Below are 24021 nucleotides of genomic sequence, written 5' to 3' on the forward strand. Positions count from 1 at the left end.
ACGGCAGCCTAAAATCTAAAACACCAATAAGCAGACTCGGCCTGTCTGGGGACAACCTGTTGAGGCTCCACAACTAGAGCCCGCTTGCCTTGGTGAGGTTGACGCGAAAGCGGTCGCGGCGGCGCTGGTATTTGCGGGTCATTTCGGCACCGGCATGGCCGAGTTGCTTCTGGACGTAACGCTCCTCGACTTCGGCCGACGAGGCAAGGCCGGCCCGCAGCGAATGGCCGGCAAAAAGCTTGACGCGTTCGGCCTCAGTCAGGTCGCTGCGCACGCCAGCGGCAAGTGCTGTGCGCTTGACCAAACGGGCCACTTCCTGGCCGTTAAGCCGGTCAGCGCCGACCTTCTTGCCCTGGCCGGTGATACGGCGAAACAGCGGTCCGTGGGCGATGCGGGCAAGATTCAGCCAGATCTCCAAAGCCACGACAGGGCAGGTAATGTCGGCCGAACCGCGGCCGATCTCAACCTCGCGCCAACCCGTCTTGCCGCGCAAGGTGACAAGGATGCCCTTGCCGGGGAAGATTTCGATCCAGCCGCGGCCGTCCTGGGTCTGGTTGCGGCCGCAATCGAGGCCGACGATCTCGGAGCGGCGTAGCGCACCGGTGAAGCCGAGCAACAGCATGGCGCGGTCGCGCAAGCCTCGCAAAGTGCCGCGTTCGAGCGTCTCCAGCATCGCCATCAACTCCTCTGGCAGAATTGCCTCCTTCTGCAGCGGCGGGCGGGCGTGGGCATTGCGGATGCCGGCCATGACGGTGGCGATGGCGCGGTGCTTCCGATCGAGGGCAAGGCCGCGCTGGGCATAGTTCCAGGTGAGCGACGACAGGCGCCGTTCGATGGTCGAAACGGACTTTTTGTCCCCGGTGCCGCCGGAAGCGAGCGCGGTGACGTAAAGCCCGACGGTCTCGGGATCCGGCGGCATGGCGGCGAAACCCTGGCGCCGAGCCCAGTCGGAAAAATGCTTCCAGTCGGCGGCATAGGCGCGGCGGGTATTGGCGGAGTTGGCCGCCTCGACATAACCGCGCGCGCGTTCGACAAGCTCATCGAGCTGGCCCGGAAGACGGCCGACTGGCGTGATTTCGGCAGGCGGCAGGGCAGGGGACGAGGGGACGTCGTCCAAACCGGTGACAGTGTCCGGCCCGAACGCCGATTCAGCTTGCCGGCCCATTGCCACCACCACATCGACGATATCGGGCAAATCATTGCCAAGAACGTTGTTTGCAGGGCTGTTCCCGTCCAGAATAGCGTTTTCAGACGTGCTCTCTCGTCGAGCGGAACGTAGTTTGCTATGGTTTTCCGGGTTTTGCTCGACGATAGAGGCCATTTCGGCAGTAGGCCATCAAACGAACGATAATGCAACATTATCGTTCATTCCATCAATACGACAGGCGCAGCGCTTATTGTCCATTTTTGTTGCCAAAAGCGCCGTCATGATTCATCGTGCTTGCGATGATTCTGCGCCCCAAACCTTCTCCGCGCCACTACGCCACGCTTGCCGGTGCTCCTTCAAGCGGGCCGATGGCAACGGTACCGGCCTGGCTGCGCCGGGCTATCTCGGATGCGCAAAGCCTTGCGGGAAAAGAAGTTGAGGACCTCGCGCTCACCGCAGGTGCCGCCATCGGCGCGCTCGACGCGGTGGTTCGCCGGCAGGAGCGATGGGCCGGAGCCTGGCGGCAGCGCCTGGCGCTTGCGGCGGCCGCGGTAACGTCGAAGCAGGCCGGCCGCATCGAGGATGAAAGTGCACTGCGCGACGCCGTACTGCTCACACGACCGGGCGACAATGTCGGGCCCGCCGGTCTTTTGCTCCTCGCCTGGCGCCGGCTGGCATCTCGGCCCGCGGAGGAGTTGCTGAAGGAGAAAAGCCTTGTCGCGGTGCTGGATGACCTCGGTCTCGCGCGCGACGACGAGAGCGTGAGCGGCCTGACGGACGATCTCCGCCAGCTCGCAGGCAATGACGGGACGGTGGGTATGATGACCGGCGCCATCGCGAGCGCAGAGCGCCACGGCTTTGGGCGCGCTCTTGGAGCTTGGCTCGCTGACGCGCTGCTGGCGCAACGAATGGGTTGGACGCACGCGGTGCCGCTGCTGGGTGCCGAGGCAGCCTTGGGCACGAGCGCTCGCCCGCGTCGATCGGCAGCCAGCTCTATGGCGACAGGCATGGAGACAGATCCTGAGCGGGCCAAAAGTCTGCTTGCCGCGCAGGCGCGCGCTGCGCTGCGCGCCATTGATCTTTCCGCCGAACTCGAGCGCCGTGCGGATCGGCTGCTTGCGGTCGCTCCAAAACTCCGGGCCAAGGCGGCGGACATGGTCGTCGAAAGACTCCTGTCCGACGACGCGATCGTCGCATCCGAGAAGATCGCCGGCATGAGCGACCGCGGCCTGCGTCGCCTGTTCGACCGACTGTTTGAACTCGGCGCCGTGCGAGAGCTGTCCGGCCGCCCAATCTTTCGCATCTACGGGCTCTGACGATAGTGGTTGAGGCGGCGCGTGCGAGAAGGGGGAAAGACCGGCCAAATGACCATTTGTTTGATCGCGAGCTGGATCACCTGCCGCCGGAGGCGCGTTGGCGCGAGTGGATGCATCGGGTCGAGGCAACGATCTTCGCTGCCAGCGAACCGGTCGGCCGCGAGACGCTGGCACGGGTCGTCGGCAAAAGCTGCAGCATTGATCTGCTGATCGATGACATCCGCGAGGAATTGCGCGGCCGGCCCTATGACCTTGTCTCCGTCGCCGGCGGCTGGAAACATCTGACGCGGCCGGCTTATGCCGACGCCATCCGCAGTGCATTTGGCACCGCAGTCGGCGGCAGCGGGCGTGCCGTGGACCTGACGCAGTCGGATGTGCTGGTGCTGATGTGCATCGCCTACTTCCAGCCGATCACGCGTGGAGAGTTGTCGTCGTTTTTGGGGAAAGAGATTTCTCGCGACCTGATCGGCCATCTGCGGGATGGCGGCATGATCGCCTCCGGTCCGCGCAGCCCGACGCCCGGCGCGCCCTACACCTACGTCACGACAAAAGAGTTTCTGCTGGAATTTGGGCTCAACACGCTGCGCGACCTGCCGGACTTCGAGGCGCTCGAGGATGCCGGGCTGCTGTCGAAGGAGAAGCTGCTGGCTGGCGACATTTTGTCTGAGAGGGCGTTTGGAAATTGACGATTGCGATGTCGGCTTGCTCCCCAAGTAGGAGACATCAGGATGAGTTGCAGCCGACAGTGGGCGATTGTCGAGTCGCTGTTACCATCACCGAACCGGCGCGGTCGACAGCGTCGGATCAGGCTTCGTTCCGTGATCGACGCGATATTCTATCTGCTGCGTACTGGTTGCCAATGGCGACAGCTGCCGACAGAATTTCCGCCTTGGAGCACGGTTTTAGGCTATGGCAGCGCACCGCGGTTGGGTTCGTTTGCAACGAGAGGTCTACAGGCTCACGCGCATTCGTCACCGGCCGCGCGGAATGGCCGACGGTCGTGATTATGGATGGGCAGTCCGTGAAGACTACTGAAGTTGGCGGAACCCGTGGTTTTGATGCCTTCAAGCGGGTGAAAGGCCGAAAGCGCCATATTCTGGTCGATACACTCGGCCTACCGATAGCCAATCGCGTCGAGGCTGCCGATATTTCGGATCGGCGCGCCGGGCCTTGTTGACCAGTGGACTGAAGGCGCTCTTTCCGGGCTGATCGACACCGCCAGTGGCAACGCCACTGGCTGGTGTTTGTTCCAAGCGTCGAGCGGCACCATCAGGTCGGCGCCTTGGTTTCGCTGCTGCTCAACCGACGTAGCTGTGCGCGTCGGCTCAGGATGATCGGCAATACCGCGATCAACAAGATCATAGCCCACAAGATGACCGAAATCTTGCTCTGGAACAGGATCGATATGTCGCCGCCACTGATGGCGAGCGCATTCCGAAGGTTTACTTCCATGACGTTGCCGAGCACAAACCCGAGAATGATCGGCGCCATGTCGAAACCAGCCTTCCGGAGCAGCCAACCCACCATAGCGATGCTCAACATCAGCATGATCGAGAAGATCGACGAATGGGTGGAATAGACGCCGACGATCGACAGCACCAGAATGCCGGGAACCAGCAACCAGTTTGGTACCGTCAGCACGCGTGCGAAGATGTTGACCAGCGGCAGGTTGAGCAGCAGCAGCAGGAAGTTGCCAACGAACAGCGAAGCGACGAGGCCACCGACAACCTCGGGCCGCTCGGCGATGAGCATTGGGCCGGGCTGGATGTTGTAGAGCATCAACGCACCCAACATCACCGCCGTCGTACCCGAACCGGGTACGCCGAGCGTCAGCATCGGAACGAAAGCACCGCAGGCTGTGGCGTTGTTGGCTGCCTCGGGCGCTGCCAGGCCGCGCACGTCGCCCTTGCCGAAGGTGCCTTCCGTGTCGGAGATGCGCTTCTCCGTCGTATAGCTGACCGCACTCGACACCGAGGCGCCGGTGCCCGGCAGCACGCCGACGACGAAGCCGATGGCCGAGCCGCGCAGCGTCGCCCCGATTGACGCCTTTAGGTCGCTCATCCTGGCGGTCATGCGGCCGAGCTTGCGGATGACTGTCACCCCCGTCGACTGGTGCTCGAGGATCAGCAGCGCCTCGGACACCGAAAACAGGCCGATGACCAGGACGACGAATTCGATGCCGTCGCCCAGCTCCGGCTCGTTGAAGGTGAAACGGTAGGCGCCCGAAGTGGCGTCGAGGCCCACAGTCGCCAGCATCAGGCCGAGTACGCAGCCGATGAGCGTCTTGACAGGCTGGCTCCCCACCATCGAGCCGAGCGTGGCGAAGGCGAAGACCATCAAGACGAAGTATTCGGCCGGACCAAAGCCGATGGCAAGACCGGAGAGAACGGGGGCAAAGAGTGCAAGGCCAACCGCGCCAATCATGCCACCGACGAAGGAAGCGACACCCGAGAGCATCAGCGCTTCCCCGGCGCGGCCCTGACGAGCGAGGGGATAGCCGTCAAGGGCGGTCATGACTGCGCCTGCGTCGCCGGGCACGTTGAGCAGGATCGACGAGATGCGACCGCCATACTCGGCGCCGCAATAGACCGCGGCCAGGAGAATCATCGTGCTCTCCGCCGGCAGGCCCATCGTGTAGGCGATGGGCATCAGAAGGGCGATGCCATTGATCGGGCCGATTGCCGGAAGCGCACCCACCAGCGTGCCGATGAAGCATCCGAGCAGGCCGATGAGCAGGTTCTGGAAAGTGAGGGCGACAGCGAAGCCGCTCCAGAGATAATCGAGGTTCATGAGAGGTCTCCCAAGCTCAGCCGAACAGCTGGCCGGACGGTAGATAGACGTCGAGCAGATAGGCGAAGACAAACCACCATAGCAGCGCCTGGCCGATGCCGCCGACGATGGCGAGTCGCGCCGGGGCGCCGAATACCAGGCCGACGCCGGTGGTCAGCACCAGGATCGACGCCGCAAAGCCCAGAGGGTCGAGCAGAAGTACCGAAACCACCATGAGCGTCGGAACGGCGAGGATCTTGAGCAGCAGCCTGCCTTTGGGAAAGCCTTCGGCCGGCCCCGGATTACGCAGGTAGAACAGGCAGAGAATTGCAAGAATCGCCGCCAGCATCACAGGCACGGCGCGCGGCCCCAGTGGGTCGGAGGAAAATGCGTACTTGATCTGGCTGCCGCCGAGGCCGAAGGCTATTGCCAGGACCAGCAGGGCGACCCCGCCGATCCTGCCTATGCGCTGTGACATGTCATTGTTGTCGGCCATCACGGGCCTCCATGGTTTGCGCCCAAGGGCTGTGCCGCCGTGACCGGCGGTTTCGGGCACGAAAGGGGAGCGAGGCGGCCGGCACATGGGTCGGCCGCCAGGATCTGACATGGGAATTCGGGCTTACAAGCCGGCTTTCTGGGCCACGACCTTGAAGCGGGCCACGTCGGCCTTCACCTGGGCGTCGAAATCGGCGCCGACCTGAGTGTATTCATAGAGGCCGCGCGCCCGGCGCTCCTTGACGAACTCCGGCGTGACCGAGAGCTTCTTGAAGGTTTCCGCCCACCATTGGTAGTCGGCGTCGGACACGTCCTTGCCGACATAGTAGCCGCGCCACACCGGCCACTCGATGTCGATGCCCTGTTCCTTTGCGGTCGGCACCTCGGAGAGTTCGCCCGGAAGCCGCTCCGACGACATCACCGCAAGCACTCGCACCTTGCCGGCGGCGTGATGCTTGGCCATTTCTGCGGCATCGCCGGCCCCGACCTTGACGTGACCGCCTTCCAGCGCTGTCAGCACCGCACCGCCACCTTCGAGCGCGACATAGCGCATCTGCTTGGCGTCTTGTTCAGCCGCCGTGGCCAGCAGCGAGCCCTTCATCCAGTCCTGCGAGCCCACCGCACCGCCGCCGGCGATCGAGAACTCGGACGGGTTGGCCTTGTAGGCCGCGATAAGCTCGCCGAGGGTCTTGTAGGGCGAGTCCGCGGCCACTACGAGCACGCCGAAGTCGGCGCCAAGCGCGCCCAGCCAGCGCACCGCGTTTTCGTCGTATTGGCCGAATTTGCCCTGCGCAATCAGCAGCGCCGAGCCGGTTGATGCGGCAGTGATAAGGTTCCCGTCCGCGCCGCGCTTGCCGATCACGTGGTTGTAGGCGACGGCACCGACGCCGCCCTCCATGTAGGTCACCGCCATCGGCGCCTTGATCAGCTTTGCTTCCAAAAGCGAGTTGGCAGCGAGACGGCAGGTGAGGTCGAAGCCGCCGCCGGGCTTGGCGCCGGCCAGGCATTCTGGCTTGGCGGGGTCAGCTGCGGCTGGCAAGGCGAATGCCCCCAGAAGGGTGGCTGTGGCAATGGTTTTCAGGATGGTGCTTTTCACGATTTCGCTCCCATGTGACGTCGTTTACCGGGCGTCTGTCCTGGACACCCGGAGCCATGTTCGTTGGCCAGGAGAAGGCAACGCTACGCATATGCGCCGTGACATCTAAGTCGCGGAACAGAAAGCGAATTCCTCTCCGGCGCGCGGCCGCCACCTCCTGGGGCCGGGCCTGTCCTACTTCCTCCACTAACCTGTCACCATCCTGTCACAGCCAATCGGTTTCGGACGGATTGATCGTCCCGATGTTCCGTGCCAAAGCTTGTCCATGCGCATCCTGTTGGTCGAAGACACCAGGGATGTCGGGGAGGCCATCAGCCGTCGGCTGGAGAAGATCGGACACACCGTCGACTGGCAGTCGAACGGCCAGGCTGCCGCCGACATCCTCGAATTTACCGAATATGCCCTCGTCATCCTCGACGTCATGTTGCCAGGGCTGGACGGGTTCGAGATCCTGCGCCGTATGCGCCAGCACAGGAAGGCCACGCCGGTTCTGATCCTCACCGCGCGGTCGGAGATCGAGGATCGCGTTGGCGCGCTCGACCTCGGCGCCGACGACTATCTGGTCAAGCCGTTCGATTTCCGCGAACTCGAGGCCCGTGTGCGGGTGCTCCTGCGCCGCCGCGCCGGCGACCCGACCAACCTGATCGAATGCGGCGACCTCGTGCTCGACCGCGGCAGCCGCTCGGTGCGGGTTGGCAACCGCGAGGTCCAGCTCAAGCGCCGAGAGATCGCGCTACTGGAAGTGCTGGCGACGCGCCCCGGCCGCGTCTTCGGCAAGGATGAACTGCTCGATCATCTCTTCGGTTTCGACGAGACACCGGGCCAGAACGCCATCGAGCTTTATGTCGGGCGCCTGCGCAAGAAGATCGAAGGTTCGACGGCGCGGATCGTCACCATCCGCGGGCTTGGCTACCAGCTGTTGGCTGACGATGCTGCGTGAAGGCTCGCTCTTTTCACGCCTCGTCCTGCGCGTGGCGCTGGTCCTCATCTGCGGCGCAGCACTGCTTGCCACCGCCGCCTGGTATTATGCGCGCGCGGCTGCCGATAGCGCCTATGACCGGCTGCTTTTGGGAGCCGCCATCCAAATCACGGCGAACATGACTGTCGATGCCGGCCGTCTGGCTGTGGCCATGCCAATGTCGGCCTTCGAACTGCTCGGGCTCGCCGAACGGGACCGCATTTTCTATCGCGTCGTAGGTCCGGACGGGGCAACGCTGACCGGCTACGACGATTTACGCCAGCCGACGGATTTAATGCCAGCACGTGCGGCACCTGTCTTCGTGTCCTCCACCTATCGTGGCGTTCCTGTGCGAGTGGCGGTGGTGTCGCGTGTCCTGTCCGACCCGTCGCTTTCCGGCTGGGCCTATGTCGTGATTGCCCAGACCACCGAGGCGCGCCGGGTTCTGGCCGGCGAACTGACCGGGCGTGCCATGCTGTTGGTGGGCGTCATGAGCCTGCTTGCACTCGGCGGTACGGTGCTCGCCGTCCGCTACTCGCTCAGACCGGTGGATGAACTCGGGTCAGCGCTTCGCATGCGCAACCCGCAGGACCTCACGCCCATCGATGTGCCGGTGCCACGCGAGCTGCGGCCCTTCGTTGGCTCGATCAATCACTTCATGGGGCGCCTCAACGAGCGTGTCTCCCTGCTGCAGCGCTTTATCGCCGATGCCGCCCACCAGATCCGCACGCCGCTGACGGCTCTGTCGGCGCAGGTATCTCTGCTGGACGATGTCGATATGGACGAAAGCGGGCGTCGTCACCTGGGGCGGGTTCAGGACAGGGTCGGGCAGCTGTCGCGGCTGACCAACCAGCTGCTCAGCCATGCCATGGTCATTCATCGCTCCGAGGCGGTGCGCTTCGATGTGGTCGATCTCGCAGACATCGCCCGCAAGGCCTTCCGCAGCACCGTGCCCATCACCGTCGATCCCGACATGGTGGTGTCCTTCGAGGCCGGGGCTGGCCCGGTCGCCGTGCTAGGCGATGCCGTCAGCCTGCGCGAGGCGGTCGCCAACATAGTGGACAACTCACTGCGCCACGGCGCGGTTGCGCGCCTTGCCGTCAGCGTCACGGCCGAGCGCGGACGGGCGCTGGTCGTGGTCGAAGACGACGGTCCAGGGATCCCCGAGGCGGATTGGGAAAGGATCACCGCCCGGTTCGTCAGCACCAAGTCCGATGAGGGCAGCATGGGTCTCGGCTTTGCCATTGCCGCCGAAGTGGCGGCCGCCCACCGGGGTGCCATCCGTTTTCGCGGCAAGGACGGGGGAGATTTCGCGGTGGTTCTCGACCTGCCGCAGCATGAGGGGGCGTCCAGTTGAACAGGCACACGCGCATAGTCGTTTCGGCTTTCGCCTTGCTGGCCGGCGTGGTGGGCGCCAATGGCGTCGAGGGTACCAGGACATTCTTTCCGTCGCTCGACGGCGAGCAGTCGCGCATCATCATCCATGGGGCCACCGACATCGAGGCGATGGAGCCGCTGATCCGCGATTTCCAGGCGACTGCGCGCGGCGTTGCCGTCGACTACTCCGACTTTGTCACCAATGACCTCTACAGGGATGCGGATGCGGCCTGCCGCGAAGACAGGGCGGAGGCCGACGTGCTGCTGTCCTCCTCGGTCGACCAACTGGTGAAGCTCGCCAACGATGGCTGCGTGCTGCCGCATGTGTCGGCGCAGACTGCCGCGGTGCCCGACTGGGCCAATTGGCGCGACGAGGTCTTCGGCTTCACCTTCGAACCGTCGGTCATCATCTACAACAGGGACTTCGTTCCGCCGGAGGACGTGCCGCGCGGCCATGCCGAACTCGCCGATCTCCTCCGCTTCCGGCTCGACTACTACAAGGGCCGGGTGGGAACCTATGACATCAGGCAATCGGGCATCGGCTATCTGCTCGCCTTCCTCGATGCCCAGCAGGCGTCGACGACCTATGGTCGCCTGCTGGAAAGCCTGAGCCGTGCCGCCCCGGTCCTGCGCTGCTGCAACAACGCCGTGCTGTCAGAGATCGCGAGCGGCAATGTCTACATCGGCTACAACATCCTTGGCTCGTACGCCTATGCTGCGGCGCGCCGGAATCCCAGGCTCGGTATCGTTCTGCCGCGCGACTACACGCTGATCCTCAGCCGCGGGGCGCTAATCCCCAAGGGGGCAAGGCAGCCAAGGCTTGGCGGCAGCTTCATCGACTATCTATTGTCGACGAAGGGTCAGGCTGTCGCCCAGCGCGAGGCCTTTTTCTTTTCCCGCAACGGTGCCATCCCGTCAAATGTCGACGGCCCACAAAGCCTGATCACGTCCGGCATCGGCCGGCCTATCCATATCGGGCCGGCGCTTCTCGCCGCCCAGGACCAGCTCCAGCGCTCCCGCTTCATCGACGATTGGATCAAGCTGATCGGTGGGAAGTAGGCTTCAACGCTTTTGGCTGACCTTGGTCATCGGGACCGCAGAGGCACAATACTCCGTGGCGCCATCCATGCGCTCGAGCGGGCCGGCCGATCCCGCTGACCAGGGGGCGACATCAAAGGTGATACTGGCGCAGCAGCGCAAGAAACGGTTTGCGATCAGCAACTGGTTTGCAGAGGCCAGGGCTGGTTTTGTTGCCTGATTTCATGGCAAGACGAATCCAGCCGATGCTTGGCGCTAGATCAATTTCGGCCGTGCTCCAGGTAGCGAGGTTGCGAACATCAGCTATGACCACAGCGGAACCCTGCCGGGAACGTCAGTTTTCGTTGCCGGCACGCGCGAGCTTAGAGCGGGCCATTGAACGCAGGCACCAGCGGTTTGATTTTCATCCAGACCCCACTCGCTGGACGGTCGCCGATTGTCCCGCGCCTAAAACCGGTAAGTCATGCCCAGGACAGGCCCGGACAGGCGCGTATCGAAGACATGAGCGTCATGATTGTAGTCAACGTCGAGCACCTTGTAGCCGAGCGAGGCGGAGAGGTGGTCATTGATGACATAATTGGCAGTCGCAAGCACCGACCATGTGAGCTTCGACCCGGCACCAAAACCGCCGATGTCCGCCTGAGCCTGCAAGGACAGCTCTTCCGTCACGGGCAGGAACGCGCGTGCGCCTATCACCGGGTCCACCCAGCCGAAGCTCTCGCCATAGGTGCGGGTCACGCTGCCGCCGCCAAGGCCTACGATGAGCGTTACATCATTCGAGATGTGCCAGAAACGCGCGCCGGCGAGTGCGTCGAGTGTGAAACCTGATGTTTCGACGACACGATAGCCGCCCTGCAAGGTCGCCGTAAACTGCTTCGTGTCGACCTTCGCATCTACATTTGTGCCAGCGGGCACGACGATGCCAACTGGAAGTTGGAATGTCGGCAATGGTCCTGCACCGTGGCTGTCGGTCGTGTCGACATACATGAGGTCGCCGGAGAAGACGAACCGGTCGTAGCGCCCCCACACATTGACGAAGCCGCCGAAGTGGAGGTTGTCCAAAACGTCCGAGAATGACTTCTCGATGTCGATGGTCGGGCCTTGGCGGAACGGCGATATGTCTCCTTTGAGGCCGGCCGCCCACATGTAGGGCGAAATCTGCAACGCCCAGTCCTGGCGTTCGGCGTGGGCTGGTGTCGCTTCTTTTGGTTGGGCAGGAAGCACATCAGCTGCATATCCAGCCTGAGCGCTGCACAGACCCACGACAACGGCAACTGCAAATCTGTTCAATGATGCCCCTCAGGCTCCAAGTGTATTCTTGTGGATACGTCCATCCTTCATGACGAGCTTCATCGTCCGCTCGGGATCGGCGATCAAGGAAATGTCATCGAGCGGATTGCCGTCGACCACAAGAATATCGGCATAGGCACCAGCCTCGATCACTCCGAGCTTGCCAGGATAGGGATTCCGCGGCCCGGAAAGACCTGCGAGTTCGGCATTGCCGCTGGTCAAAAGCCGCAACACGTCGGCGTTGTCGTACCAACGCGCAAATTTGGCGAGTTGCCTGCCTTGTGTCGCCGTGCCCTTCGGGTTGAACAAAATGTCCGTGCCCAGTGCCATCTTGACCTTGTGCTTGCGTCCCAGCTCGACCGCCCGGGCCGTTCCATCCGCAATCATCTGCTGATGCGTGCGCTGCTCTGGAGAGGCATAGGTGTTGGCATCTTCATCAGCAAGAAACGGCTGGATGCTCCACCAAGCGCCGGCATCGGCAATGCGCTTCACGGTCTCCTCGTCGGCGAGCTGGCCATGCTCAATCGATTTGACCCCGCAGGCGAGCGCACGCTGGACCGCGGCGGACGTATACGCATGAATGCAGACATATGTACCCCAGTCGGTTGCCGCGGCCACGGCAGCCTTCATCTCGGTTTCTGTATACTGGAGCGCATCAATCGGATCGTAGGCCGAGGCGACACCGCCACCACCCATGATCTTGATCTGGCTGGCACCCAGCATGAGTTGCTCGCGGACACGGCGCAGCACCTCGGCTTCGCCGTCGGCGATCGCAGCAATGCCCGCCGTCTCCGCAATGTTGGGATCGGTTTGAGGAGTGCGTGGCAGGTCGGTCCGCATGCGAAAATCGCCATGCCCAGAAGTCTGCGAGATCATAGCGCCGGAGGGAAAGATGCGCGGCCCTGGTAGGCGCCCCTCATCGATGGCACGCTTCAGCGCAAATGAGGGCCCCCCGACATCCCGGACCGTGGTAAAGCCACGCAGTAACGTGCGTTCAGCCTCCTGTGCGGCGACCAAATGGACGTACGGAATGTCAGCGGTCATGGCGGCGATCTGAGAAATGCCTGCGAGGATTGAATGCCAGTGCGCGTCAATCATTCCAGGCATGAGTGTACGGCCGCCGCAGTCTATGGTGTCGGCATCCGAAACTGCATTGCTTGCAGGGACAAGTGCCTTGATGAGCTTGCCATCGACCAAGATGCCGTGGCCCTCGACAAGCTTGGAAGCCATGCCATCGAAGATCTTGACGTTGCGGAGCAGGACTGGCTTGCCGGACTGCGCGAACGCGGGGACCGCAGCACCAAGCACAGGAGCTGCGAGAACTCCAGCGACCGCCTTCAAGACGGAACGACGAGAAAGACCGTTGTTGATGCGCGTGAATAACTGCTGAGCTTGTGGAGTATGGCACGCGCAGGTCCAGACGTGCGCAAGGTGTTGATATTTCTGGCCGATCCGTAACACGGCGCCCCCTTCTTGCCGCTATGATTTCGCGACCACATCAGATGTTTGCTTCGGGTTCAAGCCACAATCCGGCGTCGCCAATCCTGACGGCCTGCGGAAGATGACAGCCCAAAGCGCGATGACTGACGGATGCCCGCGAGCAGCTTTCGCGACCACGTGCATGGAGCGAGGCTGCTTCAGCTTCAATAGATCGAAAAGATTGCCACCGAGTTCTAAAGCGATTGCATAGCCCAAAGTGTGCGGCCGAGCAGAACAGGTAGCTCCGTCTAGCGCGCGTTACGAAAGCGTAATTCTACAGCCACAACTTTGCCTTGAACGGGCGACTGACTGAAGAAAATAAGCTGGGTGCAGAAATGATTGCTCATGCCTACACGTCCTCGCAGAAGTTCCTCCATTGGTCCTTGTTCGGTCTTGTGATCCTGCTCTATGGCCTTTCGTTCGGCGAAGACCTGTTTCCAAAGGGCGACTCATCGGCTGCCTTGGCCTGGCGCCTCCACATCTCGTTCGGGATATTGCTCGCAGCGCTGGTTGCATGGCGCGTTGTATTGCGCTCGCGCCGGGGAGCGCCATCGCTGCCAAGGGACATGACGGGCTGGGAGCGCACGTCTGCAAAGGCTGCGCATGTTTTGCTTTATGCCTTGCTCGTGGCCATTCCCTGCCTCGGGATATTGCTGACCTGGTATCGTGGCGATGCGCTCAGCTTCTTCGGGCTCTTCACGATCCCGTCGCCCGTCACACCTGATCGTGTCCTTGCCCGGGATGTTCGTGAACTACACAGCTTCTGTGCCAACGGCATCCTGATCGTAGCAGGCCTTCATGCCATCGCCGCCCTGTGGCACCATTATGTGAGACGCGATGCTGTGCTCGCCAGGATGTTGCCGTCGACCTCATCTAGGACCACTAAATAACTAGTTTCCATCCACAAACGTCAAACTGTTGATTTTATTTCATAAATCGTGATTTTGTGCAGGTAAGGCCCGGCGGCTTCAGATATATTTTGGTCTCATGCCACTGATTGCAAAGCACAATCTGCAACCCCCGGACCCGACAATGCGCCAAGAACGGACCGTCCAAACCAGCATGCCTTGGCTGGCGGTGCCGGCTTGGAATGGCACGCTCACTGCCGCGCGGCCAAGAAACGGGCCCACAAGATCCAGTTCACGCGTGGCCGACCCAACCGTATCGAACTCTACCGCGAACTGATCGGGATCACCCGCGACCTTGGCATATCTGCGCCAGGCAGCGGGGCGATTGGCCGTGGCGATCAACCCACTCATCGAACTCGAGCAGGCCGAAATCTGTCACTATCGGCCGCTGATCGAACGCATTATCACACAGAGTGAGCTGTGGGTGTTGGCCGGCGGACAGGTGGCGGCCAGCGACAAGCTGGTCTCGATTGGTAAAGACAGCGGTGGAGGCAGCGTAAACCGCCGCCAATTAAATGTTGCGTACTTCCCAAATCACGCAAGGGTGGCCAAGGTATAACGCAATTTGCAACGGCCAGCAGAGCAATAGGCCTTGTCGGCGCGTCGCAGAACTGACACCGGACAGGAGATCGCGTCGTCATGAAGCATCAATATCTGCTGGTAGCTGCTCTTATGGCATTCGCTCCGATGGCGTCGGCGCAGAATGCACCGGAGAAAATGTCCGTCGAGCAGATCGAGGAGGAGAAGGCCTATGCTGCCGGAATCCAGGTGGCGCTCTGGGGCCGTCCATTCGTCGACAATGTCCACACGCTGGCCGCAGCATTGAAGGCGAATGCCGTCGGTCTGAACTACTTCAGGAAGTTCTCCGACCTCAAAACCGCAGCCGACAAGTTCGTGAACACGCCGAACAATGTGTCGATAGACGCGTATGGTGCGGGGGACCTGACGAGCGAGCCACTGGTCTTGTCTGTGCCCGTGCTCAACGAAAAGCGCTGGTACATCGTCCAGATCGGCGACTATTTCGACCAGGTGGTCTACAACGCCGGCGGAAGCAAAGGGCCAGAGCCCGGCCTCTTTCTCATCACCGGGCCTGATTACCATGGCATGGTCCCGGCAGGCATGAAGCAGATCAAGGTCAGAACGAAACTCGCCGTGGTCGCCAACCGTGTGTTCGTCAACGGAGATGCCGATCTGCCCAACGCCCGCGCCGTACAGGAAGGGTTCAATTTGCTCCCGCTGTCGGTATTCCAGAAGATCGGACTGAACTTCAAGCTTCCTGACAAGATCGACTACGAGCGTTTCGTGTTCACACCAACGGCTCCCGAGGCTTTGCGGCTATATGATCAGATCGGCTTTGGTATGCGCACGTTTCTCTCAGCGAGCGACGACTTCTCCGATCCCGATGTCGGAGCCGCGCAGCAAATCGGTCTGAGTGTCGCCAAAGGTTTCGAGTGGCAGGGCCTCGACGAGCCGACGAAACGGGGACTAGCCAGGGCGGCGACGGCTGCGGACGCCATAATCGCGAACACTTATGCGAATGCGGCGGAAACGGTGAATGGCTGGAGGTATACGATGGGCGGCGGCAGAGCAGGCTTCAACTACGCCGTGAGGGCCGCATTTTCCGCCAATCTCACCGGAGCAAACGTGCCGGAGGAAATCCTCTATCCAAACAACCGCGTCGACGAGACGGGCGCTCCGCTCACGGGGGAACACAAATACGTCCTGCACTTCGATAAGGATAATCTTCCGCCTGTCTCGGTGTTCTGGAACATGAGCATGTACGATGACAAGGAGTTCTTCATCGAGAACGACTTCAAGCGTTACAGCATTGGCAGCACGACCGAGGGCCTGAAGACCGATCCGGATGGTTCCGTTACAATTCTCATCCAGAACGAGCGTCCGGCCGACACGTCCAACTGGCTGCCCGCGCCAAAGCGGCCATTCAATCTCACGATGCGACTCTATGGATCACAGACACCGATCCTCAATGGCTCCTATCGACTGCCTGGGGTCAAGCGAGTGGACTGATCGGATCGGTCTGAGCGGAAATCCGTGACGGGCTTCCGGGTATGCGGCTCAAGCACACAATGTGCTGCTCAGCATCAAGTCGCCGATACATCCGCCTGCAGGCGGATGATCACGCTCGTCCAAAACCGCTTGACTGGGACGGCTCCGTTGCCGACGTCTTGAGCCTAGCTGCCTCAGCTGCGCAAGTTGTCCATTGCTACTGCGTTGGGCCTTCGGCGGGCTGCTTCGACGCCTCGATCAGGTCCGCCTGGCGAAGTAGCCCTTCCGCGATTTTTCGGGCCTGGTGGGGCTTCATCAAAAGCTCAACGTTCTCCACCGTGGCCTCTCCGCGGCGGATTTGCTCGATGTGGTCCTGAGACGTCACATAATCCAGGCGGACAATAAGGTTGCCCGGTTCCACCGTGCTCATGTGCACGTTCACCAGATTAGGCGTGTTGGTCGTGTTGTCGAATTTTGCAGGCATTGTGTTCTCCGAATCCTTGGGATCATGCGGCCCTGCAATACAACAGTCCACCATCGCCTTGAAACCTAAATGGTGAGGTGCATGCTGCTCGCAGAGGGCGCTGGCCCTCATACAGGTAGCGCATCACTGCGACTGCGCCTGGACCACTGTAACCGCGATCATGTGAAAAGCATCGTCGGCGCTGCAGCCGCGCGACAGATCGTTGGCCGGCCTGGCAAGCCCTTGAAGGATCGGTCCAATGGCCTCGGCGCCGCCGATGCGCTGGGCGATCTTGTAGCCGATATTGGCGGCGTCGAGATTTGGGAAGACGAAGACGTTGGCTTCGCCATGCAACGCCGAGTTCGGCGCCTTGGAGGCGCTGACGGCTTCGACGAAGGCGGTGTCGAACTGCAGTTCACCGTCAATGACGAGGCCGGGGTCGGCGGCGTGTGCCAGGCGCGTTGCTTCGACCACCTTCGACACGCGTTCATGCGCCGCGCTGCCATTGGTCGAAAACGACAGCATCGCAACCTTGGCAGCGCCACCCGCCAGCGCCTGGTAGGAGCGGGCCGACATGCGCGCGATATCGGCAAGGCCGGCTGCATCGGGATCGACGACCAGGCCACAATCGGCGAAGACGAAGGCGCCCTTTTTGGCATGGTGCGGCTGGCACAGCATCATCAGGAAGAAGCTCGACACCAGCCCGATGCCGGGAGCGCGGCCGATGGTTTGCAGTGCCGCCCGCACGGTGTCGGCGGTGGTCGCGACAGCGCCGCCAACAGTGCCGTCAGCTTCGCCTTCGCGAACCATCATGGCGGCAAAGATCATGGGCGAGCGCAGCGCTTCGACAGCTGCTGCGTGGTCGACGCCCTTGGATTTACGAAGCTCGTGATAGGCGGCGGCAAGCCGTGGGGCGAGGGGCGAGGCTTGCGGATCCTCGATGCGGAGTTCCTGCCAGCCTGCCTCCACTTCGGTCAGGCGCTGCTCGATAATGCTGCGATTGCCGACCAGCGTGATTTCGGCGACGCCTTCGCGGGTTGCCCTGACGGCGGCCTCGACGATGCGCGGGTCCTCGCCTTCGGCAAGCACGATGCGCCTGGGTGCCTGTTTCGCGGTTTCGATGATACGCTCCAGTGGTTTCATCAGGCATGCCCCAGATAATAGATGCCGGCGAGGATGAAACCGCCGATGAAGATGGTCTCGGCAACGATCAGGGCGACCGCATCGCCGCCGACCTCGAGCACGCGGCGCAACGAGGTCTTCATGCCGACCGCGACGATGCCGGCGAGCAGCGCCCAGCGTGAGGCTTCCATGCCGGCTTTCGAGACGGCTTCGGGAACAAAACCGAATGAGTTGGCTGCAGCGAGGATGAGAAAGGCGATGACGAAACCGGGCAGCAGTGGCGGGCGCTTGCCGGTCTCGCCGGCCGGCTGGGGCACATTGCGCGTGGCGATGGAAAAGATCAGCACGACCGGCGCGAGCATGGTGACGCGGATCAGCTTGACCAGTGTCGCCGTTTCGCCGGCTTCCGGCGACACCGAAAAACCGGCGCCAACGACCTGCGCGACATCGTGGATGGTGCCGCCGAAGAAGATGCCGGTGGCGCGAGCGTCGAGCCCCATGGCCTGGGCGATGATCGGATAGGCGATCATCGCCAGTGTCGACAGCACCGTCACCGACAGCACGGTGAAGATCAGGTTGCGTTCGGCGAACTCGTTCTTGGGCAGCACCGCTGCAATCGCCATGGCGGCGGAGGCACCGCAGATGGCGACCGAACCGCTGGTCAGCAGCGCCAACCGCCAGCCGCGACCGAGCAGCTTTGCGGCGATGAGGCCAAAGACGATGGTGGCGGCGATAGCGGTAACCAGCAGCAGGATGGTGCTGGCGCCAAGCCCGATGAGCAGGTCAACGCTGATGCGCATGCCGAGCAGGGCGACGCCGATACGCAGTACCTTCTTGGCGCAGAAGTCGATGCCAGCGACGCAACGGCCTTCCTCCGACAGGAAGTGGAAGGCGATGCCGAGCAGCAGCGCCATCAGCATCGCCGGCGCGCCATAGTGGTCGGACAGGAACTGGGCGGCAATCGCCACGGCACCGGTTACCGCCAGGCCCGGCCAGTAGGTCTGTACCACTGAGGGCAGGCCGTTGAAGCGTTGGGTTGCGGCGGCGGTGTTCATCAAATCATTTCCGGTCATGGTGCTGCAGGCTTCCAACCTGCCCGGGACGACCGGGCAGGTTCCTTTCATGCGTCACGTCAGGCGCGCTTTTGCGGGCGCATGTCGGAATGGGCGATCCCGGCGACCGGCACCGGCTTCTTCATCGCATCGCGGCGGAAAGGCTCGCCGAGTTCCTGGTTGAGGATGACCTCGACGAAGGTGGTGATGCCCTTGGCCTGGTCGTCGATGGCCTTGTTGAGCGCCGCAGTCAGCGCTGCCGGTGTGTCGGCGACGACGCCCTTCAGTCCGCAGCCGTCCGCGATCTTGGCATAGCTGAGGTTCGGGTTGAGTTCGGTGCCGACGAAGTTGTTGTCGTACCAAAGCGTCGTGTTGCGCTTTTCCGCACCCCACTGGTAGTTGCGGAAGATCACCATGGTGATCGCCGGCCAGCCTTCGCGGCCGATCGCACCCATCTCGTTCATCGAGATGCCGAAGGCACCGTCGCCGGCAAAACCGACAACCGGCACGTCGGGACGGCCGATCTTGGCGCCGACAATCGAGGGAAAGCCATAACCGCAGGGGCCGAACATGCCGGGCGCGAGATATTTGCGGCCGTGCTCGAAGCTCGGATAGGCGTTGCCGATGGCGCAGTTGTTGCCGATGTCGGTAGAGATGATCGCTTCCTTGGGCAGGGCTGCCTGGATCGCCCGCCAGGCCTGGCGCGGCGACATGCGGTCGGCCTCGCGGCGGCGCACGGAGGCATTCCATTCGGTACCTTCGTCGTCGTCCTCATGGTCCATCGAAGACAGCTGCTGCAGCCAGGCGGACCGGGTCTGGTGGATCGCCGCCTTGCGCTCCTCGCGTCCCGAATTGCCGGCTGAGGGCGTAAGCTGCTCGAGAATCTGGCGCGCCACCTGCTTGGCGTCGCCGCAGATGCCGACCGAAACCTTCTTGGTGAGACCAATGCGATCAGCATTGATGTCGACCTGAATGATCGCTGCGTTCTTCGGCCAGTAGTCGATGCCGTAGCCGGGCAGGGTCGAAAACGGGTTGAGGCGGGTGCCCAGCGCCAGCACCACGTCGGCCTTGGCGATCAGCTCCATCGCCGCCTTCGAGCCGTTGTAGCCGAGTGGTCCCGCGGCGAGGCGATGGCTGCCGGGGAAGGCATCGTTGTGCTGGTAGCCACAGCAGACCGGCGCATCGAGCCGCTCGGCCAACGCTATGGAATCCGCGATGGCTTCGCCGATGACGACACCTGCACCGTTGAGAATGACGGGGAATTTCGCTTCGGACAAAAGCTTTGCCGCCTCGGCAATGGCCTTTTGCCCGCCCGATGGCCGCTCAAGCCTGACAATACTTGGCAGGTCGACGTCGATGACGTGGGTCCAGTAGTCGCGCGGGATGTTGATCTGAGCCGGCGCGCAGCCGCGCCAGGCCTTTTCGATCACGCGGTTGAGCACTTCGGGAATGCGGGAGGGGTCGCGGACCTCTTCCTGGTAGCAGACCATCTCCTCGAACATCGCCATTTGGTCGACTTCCTGGAAGCCGCCCTGGCCGATGGTCTTGTTGGCGGCCTGTGGCGTCACCATCAACATCGGCGTGTGGTTCCAGTAGGCTGTCTTCATGGCGGTGATGAAGCCGGTGACGCCGGGACCGTTCTGGCCGATGGCCATCGCCATGGTGCCGGTGGCGCGGCTGAAGCCGTCGCACATCATGCCGGCGTTGGTCTCATGCGCGCAGTCCCAGAACTTGATGCCCGCCTTTGGAAACAGGTCGGATACCGGCATCATGGCCGAGCCGATGATGCCGAATGCATGCTCGATGCCATGCATCTGGAGGACTTTGACGAATGCTTCTTCGGTGGTCATCTTCATGGGTTTGTTCCTTTCGATTTCGATGGGGCTCGGCCTTGGGAGGGCTAGAGGATTTCGTCCTTGAGGTAATACCAGCGGTACATGCCCCACTGGCCGAGGCGCCTGAACGGCGTCAGCAACCCGTGGCTCGGCAGCGGCGATGTGAAGATCGGCAGGTCGAGTTCGCCGCCCTTGCCGGCGACCATCTGGGCCATGCGGCGGCCGGCCTGGGCCGAATACATGACGCCGTTGCCGCCATAGCCCATGGCGTAGAACAGCTGCTGTTTGGGGTCGGGGCGGAAGATGCGCGGCATCATGTCGTGACTGACATCGACCCAGCCCCACCATGAATAGTCGACCTCGATGCCGCGCAGGACCGGGAACTTGCGATAGAGCCCTTCGAGCAGGCGCTCGAGATGCTTGTCATTGACCGCGTCGCGGCCGGTGATGGCGCTGCGGCTGCCGATCTGCACGCGGCCATCGGGCAGCATACGATAGTAGTGACGCAAGGTACGCGTATCGGTGAGCGGGATGCGCGTCTTGAAATTCAGCGCCTCGTGTTCGCCCGGGGTAAGCGGGCGGGTGACGATGGAATTGGACAGGATCGGCATCAGCCGGTGCCTGGTCAGGTCGTGCAGGCCAGGCGAAGTGTAACCGGCGGTGGCGATGCAGACCGCGCGTGCCCGGATTGTGCCGCCGGGCGTTCGCAGATGGTGGACGCCGCCCTTCAGCTCGCTGTCCAGCACCGGACTGGAGGTGTGTACCCTGGCGCCGAGCTTTCGGGCCAGCTTGAGATAGCCGAAGGCGAGCTTGGCAGCATGGATGCCCATGCCGTCGGGCTCATACACGCCGCCCTTGGCTTCGGCGTCGCGGACGAAATCCCGGTGAATCTCGTCGCGCCCCACGATCCGGGTCGGATAGCCAAAAACGTCGTTGAGCAGCCGCGATTCCTTCTCCAGCGCTGGCATCATCTTGTCGCGATGGGCGATGTAGAGATGGCCGCCATCCTGCGGGTCGCAGTCGATCTCGGGCGAGCGGATCAGGTCGCGGAACAGGTCGAAGGCTTCGCTGATCTCGACATGCAACTTCTTCGCGACGTCGACGCCCCAGCGTTCGATCCACTGCGAGCGCTTGAGGCGACCGGCGGAAATCTGCGCCTGGCCGCCGTTCCGCGTCGAGCAACCCCAGGCGACGCCGTTGGCTTCGAGCACAGTCGCCTTGATACCATGCTCCTTGGCCAAGTGGATGGCGCAGGACAAGCCGGTGTAGCCCGAGCCGATGATCGCGACATCGACGTCGATGTCCTGGGTCACAGGACCGTCATCTTCGGGTGGCGTGCCGGCCGTGGCGATCCAATAGGTCGGTGCATAGTCCTTGCCGTCGCCCGGATTGGCCGCGTGAATCGGATCATATGCCGGGTCGAAGGGCTTTCTGGCAGCGGTGGGCCGTGTGAGTTGGTGTTCCATTTGTCGATCCTTTCGAACCTGCTCAGCCCTTGGCCGGCGCCGGGATCAGCGGCCGGTTCTTGCGGAATGCCTGCTTGCGCACGATCTTGCCGCCGCCGAGTGTGAACAGGTCGCAGCCTTCGGCTTCGATGCGGCTGCCGTCAGGGTTGGTGCCGGAGAAGGTCCACTCCGAGACGGCGCGGTCGCCATGGACGAAGTGGCTGTGGTGAGCCCAGTGCGCGTCGGGCATGGCTTTCCACACGCCACTGAAGGCCGCAGCGATCGCTCCTGTGCCCTCAAAGCGCGTGCCATGCACCTCTGGGCCGGCGACGCCGTTGAAGACGCAACTCTCGGCGAAGAAGCGCATGACGCCATCGATGTCGTGCCGGTTGAAGGCATCAAACAGGCTGGCAAGGTCGTCGGCGGTGATCGCCATGTTGTAGTCCTCGTGTCTCTGGCGGCGTTGCCTTTGGGCATGGCTTCGCCGTCCGCGTAAGCGGGCTGATCTCAGTCGGGTGGTACTGGTTCGGTTGGAGGCTTGGCCTAGCCGGGAGGCGAGGTCGCCAGATGGGCGTTTGCTGCCATCAGATCTTGCCCTTCCAGGGGATCAGGATCTTTTCGAGATAACGAAGCAGCAGGTCGAAGGCGAAGGCGAAGACGCCGATGACAATGATACCCATGATGACGGTATCGCTGGCCAGGTACTCGGCGGCGTTGAGCACCATGAAGCCGAGCCCCCTGTGGGCGGCGACCATTTCAGCGGCCACCAGTGTGGTCCAGCCGACGCCGATGCCGATGCGCATGCCGGTGAAGATCTCGGGAAGCGCGGCCTTGAGAATTACATGGGTGATGACCTGCAACCGAGTGGCACCCATGGCATAGGCGGCGTGAATCTGTTCAGTCGAAACCGAACGGACACCGGCGCGGGCGGCAATCGCCATCGGCGCGAAGATCGCCAGATAGATCAGGAACACCTTGGGGAATTCGCCGATGCCGAGCCAGATGATGATCAGCGGCAGGTAGGCCAGCGGTGGCAGTGGACGGTAGAACTCTATGATCGGGTCGAACAGGCCGCGCACGATGCGGTTGACGCCCATCAGGATGCCGATGGGCACCGCCGTCACCAGCGCAAGCAAGAAGGCGCCGAGCACGCGGCCGAGGCTCGCCAGCGTATGCTGGACAAGCGTCGAATTGGAGACGCCCTCGGTCATGGCGACGACGAACTTGTCCCAAACGGCGAGCGGCGAAGGCAGAAACAGCGGCTTGACCCAGCCCATCTCGGTGACCAGCAGCCACAGTCCGAAAAGCACAAGTGCTGTGATCAGGCTGATGTGCCCGCTCATGCCATCGCCAGGCGCACCGTAGATCTTGCCGGGGCGAACGGACTTGGCTCGGGAGATGCGCTCAAGCATGGAGAAGTTCCGGATTGCCGGACTGGCGCTCGTCGCCATAGATGATGCCGAGGATTTGTTCGCGCATGTCGATGAAATCGCGGCTGGATTTGATTGCACGTGCGTTGCCCTCCTCGAGGAAGCGCCGATTGAAATCGAGCTCATAGGTGTGGGTGATGCGACCGGGGCGCGGCGACATGACGATCAGCCGGGAACCGAGGAACAGCGCCTCCTCGACGCTGTGGGTGATGAAGAAGAACATCTTGTTGGTGAGCTGCCAGACCTTGAGCAAAAGCTCCTGGATGGTCTCGCGGGTCAGCGCGTCGAGTGCCGCCATCGGCTCGTCCATCAACAGCATCGCCGGGTCGCAGGTCAGCGCACGGGCAATGCCGACGCGCTGCTGCATACCACCCGACAGGTGGTAGATCATGTGGCGGTGGAAATCCTGCAGGCCGACCAGCGCCAGGTTCTTGGTGGCGACCTCGCGTCGCACGGCCTTGTCGACGCCGCGCAGCTTCAATCCGAATTCGGTGTTGTCGACAACGTTGAGCCAGGGCAGCAGCGCGTGTTTTTGGAAGACGACGCCGCGGTCGGCGCCGGGTCCGATGACCTGGCGTCCGCCAAGCGTGATGTCACCTGCGGTCGGCGTCATGAATCCGGCCATCAGATTGAGCAGCGTGGTCTTGCCACAGCCTGATGCGCCGAGCGCGACGACGAAATCGCCGCTTTTGACTTCTAGGTTCACGCCCTTGAGCGCAATGACCGCCTGGTCGGAGTAAAGGCCTGGATAGGTCAGGCTGACATTGCTGACGTTGAGGGTTTCCATCGCGTCG

Annotated in this window: 23 protein-coding genes and 1 pseudogene; 10 read left to right on the forward strand and 14 right to left on the reverse strand. The window is 62.5% G+C overall.

Annotation, left to right across the window (positions count from 1 at the left end; translation table 11 throughout):
- Positions 1-73: 73 nt before the first annotated feature.
- Positions 74-1165, reverse strand: coding sequence for a site-specific integrase (locus AC1RTB_RS25730; protein WP_492882155.1), 1092 nt, complete (start codon positions 1163-1165; stop codon positions 74-76).
- A 350-nt stretch (positions 1166-1515) separates the two neighbouring features.
- On the opposite strand from AC1RTB_RS25730, the gene AC1RTB_RS25735 reads away from it, so the two are divergent.
- The 4 genes from AC1RTB_RS25735 to AC1RTB_RS25750 are packed head-to-tail and all read left to right on the forward strand — an operon-like array spanning position 1516 to position 3640.
- Positions 1516-2463, forward strand: a complete 948-nt coding sequence (locus tag AC1RTB_RS25735; protein WP_492882122.1) for a DUF1403 family protein — start codon at positions 1516-1518, stop codon at positions 2461-2463.
- Between the two features lie 5 nt (positions 2464-2468).
- The gene (gene scpB, locus AC1RTB_RS25740; RefSeq protein WP_492882123.1) at positions 2469-3149 is read left to right on the forward strand and encodes an SMC-Scp complex subunit ScpB; all 681 of its coding nucleotides are present in this window, start codon (positions 2469-2471) and stop codon (positions 3147-3149) included.
- Positions 3150-3191: 42 nt separating this feature from the next.
- Positions 3192-3467, forward strand: coding sequence for a transposase (locus tag AC1RTB_RS25745; RefSeq protein ID WP_492882124.1), 276 nt, complete (start codon positions 3192-3194; stop codon positions 3465-3467).
- A 2-nt stretch (positions 3468-3469) separates the two neighbouring features.
- Positions 3470-3640: a transposase gene (locus tag AC1RTB_RS25750; protein ID WP_492882125.1), complete on the forward strand. Its 171-nt coding sequence runs from the start codon at positions 3470-3472 to the stop codon at positions 3638-3640.
- Between the two features lie 92 nt (positions 3641-3732).
- Here AC1RTB_RS25750 and AC1RTB_RS25755 read toward each other — a convergent pair whose 3' ends face one another.
- The 3 genes from AC1RTB_RS25755 to AC1RTB_RS25765 all read right to left on the reverse strand — a co-directional run bounded on the left by AC1RTB_RS25755 (position 3733) and on the right by AC1RTB_RS25765 (position 6823).
- Positions 3733-5253, reverse strand: a complete 1521-nt coding sequence (locus AC1RTB_RS25755) for a tripartite tricarboxylate transporter permease (RefSeq protein WP_492882126.1) — start codon at positions 5251-5253, stop codon at positions 3733-3735.
- A 16-nt stretch (positions 5254-5269) separates the two neighbouring features.
- A complete protein-coding gene (locus AC1RTB_RS25760; RefSeq protein WP_492882127.1) occupies positions 5270-5728 on the reverse strand; it encodes a tripartite tricarboxylate transporter TctB family protein in 459 nt (152 codons plus the stop codon).
- Between the two features lie 123 nt (positions 5729-5851).
- Complete coding sequence (locus AC1RTB_RS25765) at positions 5852-6823, reverse strand: Bug family tripartite tricarboxylate transporter substrate binding protein (RefSeq protein ID WP_492882128.1); 972 nt, start codon at positions 6821-6823, stop codon at positions 5852-5854.
- A gap of 265 nt (positions 6824-7088) precedes the next feature.
- On the opposite strand from AC1RTB_RS25765, the gene AC1RTB_RS25770 reads away from it, so the two are divergent.
- The 3 genes from AC1RTB_RS25770 to AC1RTB_RS25780 are packed head-to-tail and all read left to right on the forward strand — an operon-like array spanning position 7089 to position 10217.
- Positions 7089-7763 carry a response regulator transcription factor gene (locus AC1RTB_RS25770; protein WP_492882129.1) on the forward strand — a complete coding sequence of 225 codons (675 nt, stop codon included), beginning with the start codon at positions 7089-7091 and terminating at the stop codon, positions 7761-7763.
- A complete protein-coding gene (locus AC1RTB_RS25775; protein WP_492943848.1) occupies positions 7753-9138 on the forward strand; it encodes a sensor histidine kinase in 1386 nt (461 codons plus the stop codon). Before AC1RTB_RS25770 ends, AC1RTB_RS25775 begins: the two co-directional genes overlap by 11 nt.
- Positions 9135-10217, forward strand: a complete 1083-nt coding sequence (locus AC1RTB_RS25780; RefSeq protein WP_492882131.1) for an ABC transporter substrate-binding protein — start codon at positions 9135-9137, stop codon at positions 10215-10217. The genes AC1RTB_RS25775 and AC1RTB_RS25780 overlap by 4 nt, the downstream gene beginning before the upstream one ends.
- Before the next feature lie 426 nt (positions 10218-10643).
- Here AC1RTB_RS25780 and AC1RTB_RS25785 read toward each other — a convergent pair whose 3' ends face one another.
- On the reverse strand, positions 10644-11342 hold the full coding sequence (locus tag AC1RTB_RS25785) for a hypothetical protein (RefSeq protein WP_492882156.1): 699 nt from the start codon (positions 11340-11342) through the stop codon (positions 10644-10646).
- Positions 11343-11495: 153 nt separating this feature from the next.
- Entirely contained in the window at positions 11496-12947 is a 1452-nt protein-coding gene (locus AC1RTB_RS25790) for a metal-dependent hydrolase family protein (protein ID WP_492882132.1), read from the reverse strand.
- A gap of 311 nt (positions 12948-13258) precedes the next feature.
- Between AC1RTB_RS25790 and AC1RTB_RS25795 the strand changes: the two genes are divergently transcribed.
- From AC1RTB_RS25795 to AC1RTB_RS25805, 3 genes and pseudogenes are all read left to right on the forward strand, one after another.
- Complete coding sequence (locus tag AC1RTB_RS25795; protein ID WP_492882133.1) at positions 13259-13855, forward strand: cytochrome b; 597 nt, start codon at positions 13259-13261, stop codon at positions 13853-13855.
- A gap of 177 nt (positions 13856-14032) precedes the next feature.
- Positions 14033-14345: pseudogene (locus AC1RTB_RS25800) on the forward strand (ISNCY family transposase); the annotation flags it as partial.
- A 167-nt stretch (positions 14346-14512) separates the two neighbouring features.
- Positions 14513-15901, forward strand: coding sequence for a DUF1254 domain-containing protein (locus AC1RTB_RS25805; RefSeq protein ID WP_492882134.1), 1389 nt, complete (start codon positions 14513-14515; stop codon positions 15899-15901).
- Positions 15902-16097: 196 nt separating this feature from the next.
- Here AC1RTB_RS25805 and AC1RTB_RS25810 read toward each other — a convergent pair whose 3' ends face one another.
- From AC1RTB_RS25810 to AC1RTB_RS25845, 8 genes are all read right to left on the reverse strand, one after another.
- Positions 16098-16364 carry a hypothetical protein gene (locus tag AC1RTB_RS25810; protein ID WP_492882135.1) on the reverse strand — a complete coding sequence of 89 codons (267 nt, stop codon included), beginning with the start codon at positions 16362-16364 and terminating at the stop codon, positions 16098-16100.
- A gap of 123 nt (positions 16365-16487) precedes the next feature.
- Positions 16488-17486 (reverse strand): phosphate acetyltransferase, encoded by a 999-nt coding sequence (gene pta / locus AC1RTB_RS25815; RefSeq protein WP_492882136.1) that lies wholly within the window; start codon positions 17484-17486, stop codon positions 16488-16490.
- On the reverse strand, positions 17486-18520 hold the full coding sequence (locus tag AC1RTB_RS25820) for a YeiH family protein (protein WP_492882137.1): 1035 nt from the start codon (positions 18518-18520) through the stop codon (positions 17486-17488). Before AC1RTB_RS25820 ends, pta begins: the two co-directional genes overlap by 1 nt.
- A 77-nt stretch (positions 18521-18597) precedes the next feature.
- Positions 18598-20373 carry a sulfoacetaldehyde acetyltransferase gene (xsc, locus tag AC1RTB_RS25825; RefSeq protein ID WP_492882138.1) on the reverse strand — a complete coding sequence of 592 codons (1776 nt, stop codon included), beginning with the start codon at positions 20371-20373 and terminating at the stop codon, positions 18598-18600.
- A 44-nt stretch (positions 20374-20417) separates the two neighbouring features.
- Positions 20418-21818: an NAD(P)/FAD-dependent oxidoreductase gene (locus tag AC1RTB_RS25830; protein ID WP_492882139.1), complete on the reverse strand. Its 1401-nt coding sequence runs from the start codon at positions 21816-21818 to the stop codon at positions 20418-20420.
- A 22-nt stretch (positions 21819-21840) separates the two neighbouring features.
- On the reverse strand, positions 21841-22227 hold the full coding sequence (locus AC1RTB_RS25835) for a nuclear transport factor 2 family protein (RefSeq protein WP_492882157.1): 387 nt from the start codon (positions 22225-22227) through the stop codon (positions 21841-21843).
- 154 nt (positions 22228-22381) lie between these two features.
- Positions 22382-23209, reverse strand: coding sequence for an ABC transporter permease subunit (locus AC1RTB_RS25840; RefSeq protein ID WP_492882140.1), 828 nt, complete (start codon positions 23207-23209; stop codon positions 22382-22384).
- On the reverse strand, positions 23202-24014 hold the full coding sequence (locus AC1RTB_RS25845; protein ID WP_492882141.1) for a taurine ABC transporter ATP-binding protein: 813 nt from the start codon (positions 24012-24014) through the stop codon (positions 23202-23204). Before AC1RTB_RS25845 ends, AC1RTB_RS25840 begins: the two co-directional genes overlap by 8 nt.
- Between the last annotated feature and the right edge of the window lie 7 nt (positions 24015-24021).

Source organism: Aminobacter sp. GW821-FHT11F06, assembly GCF_058808215.1.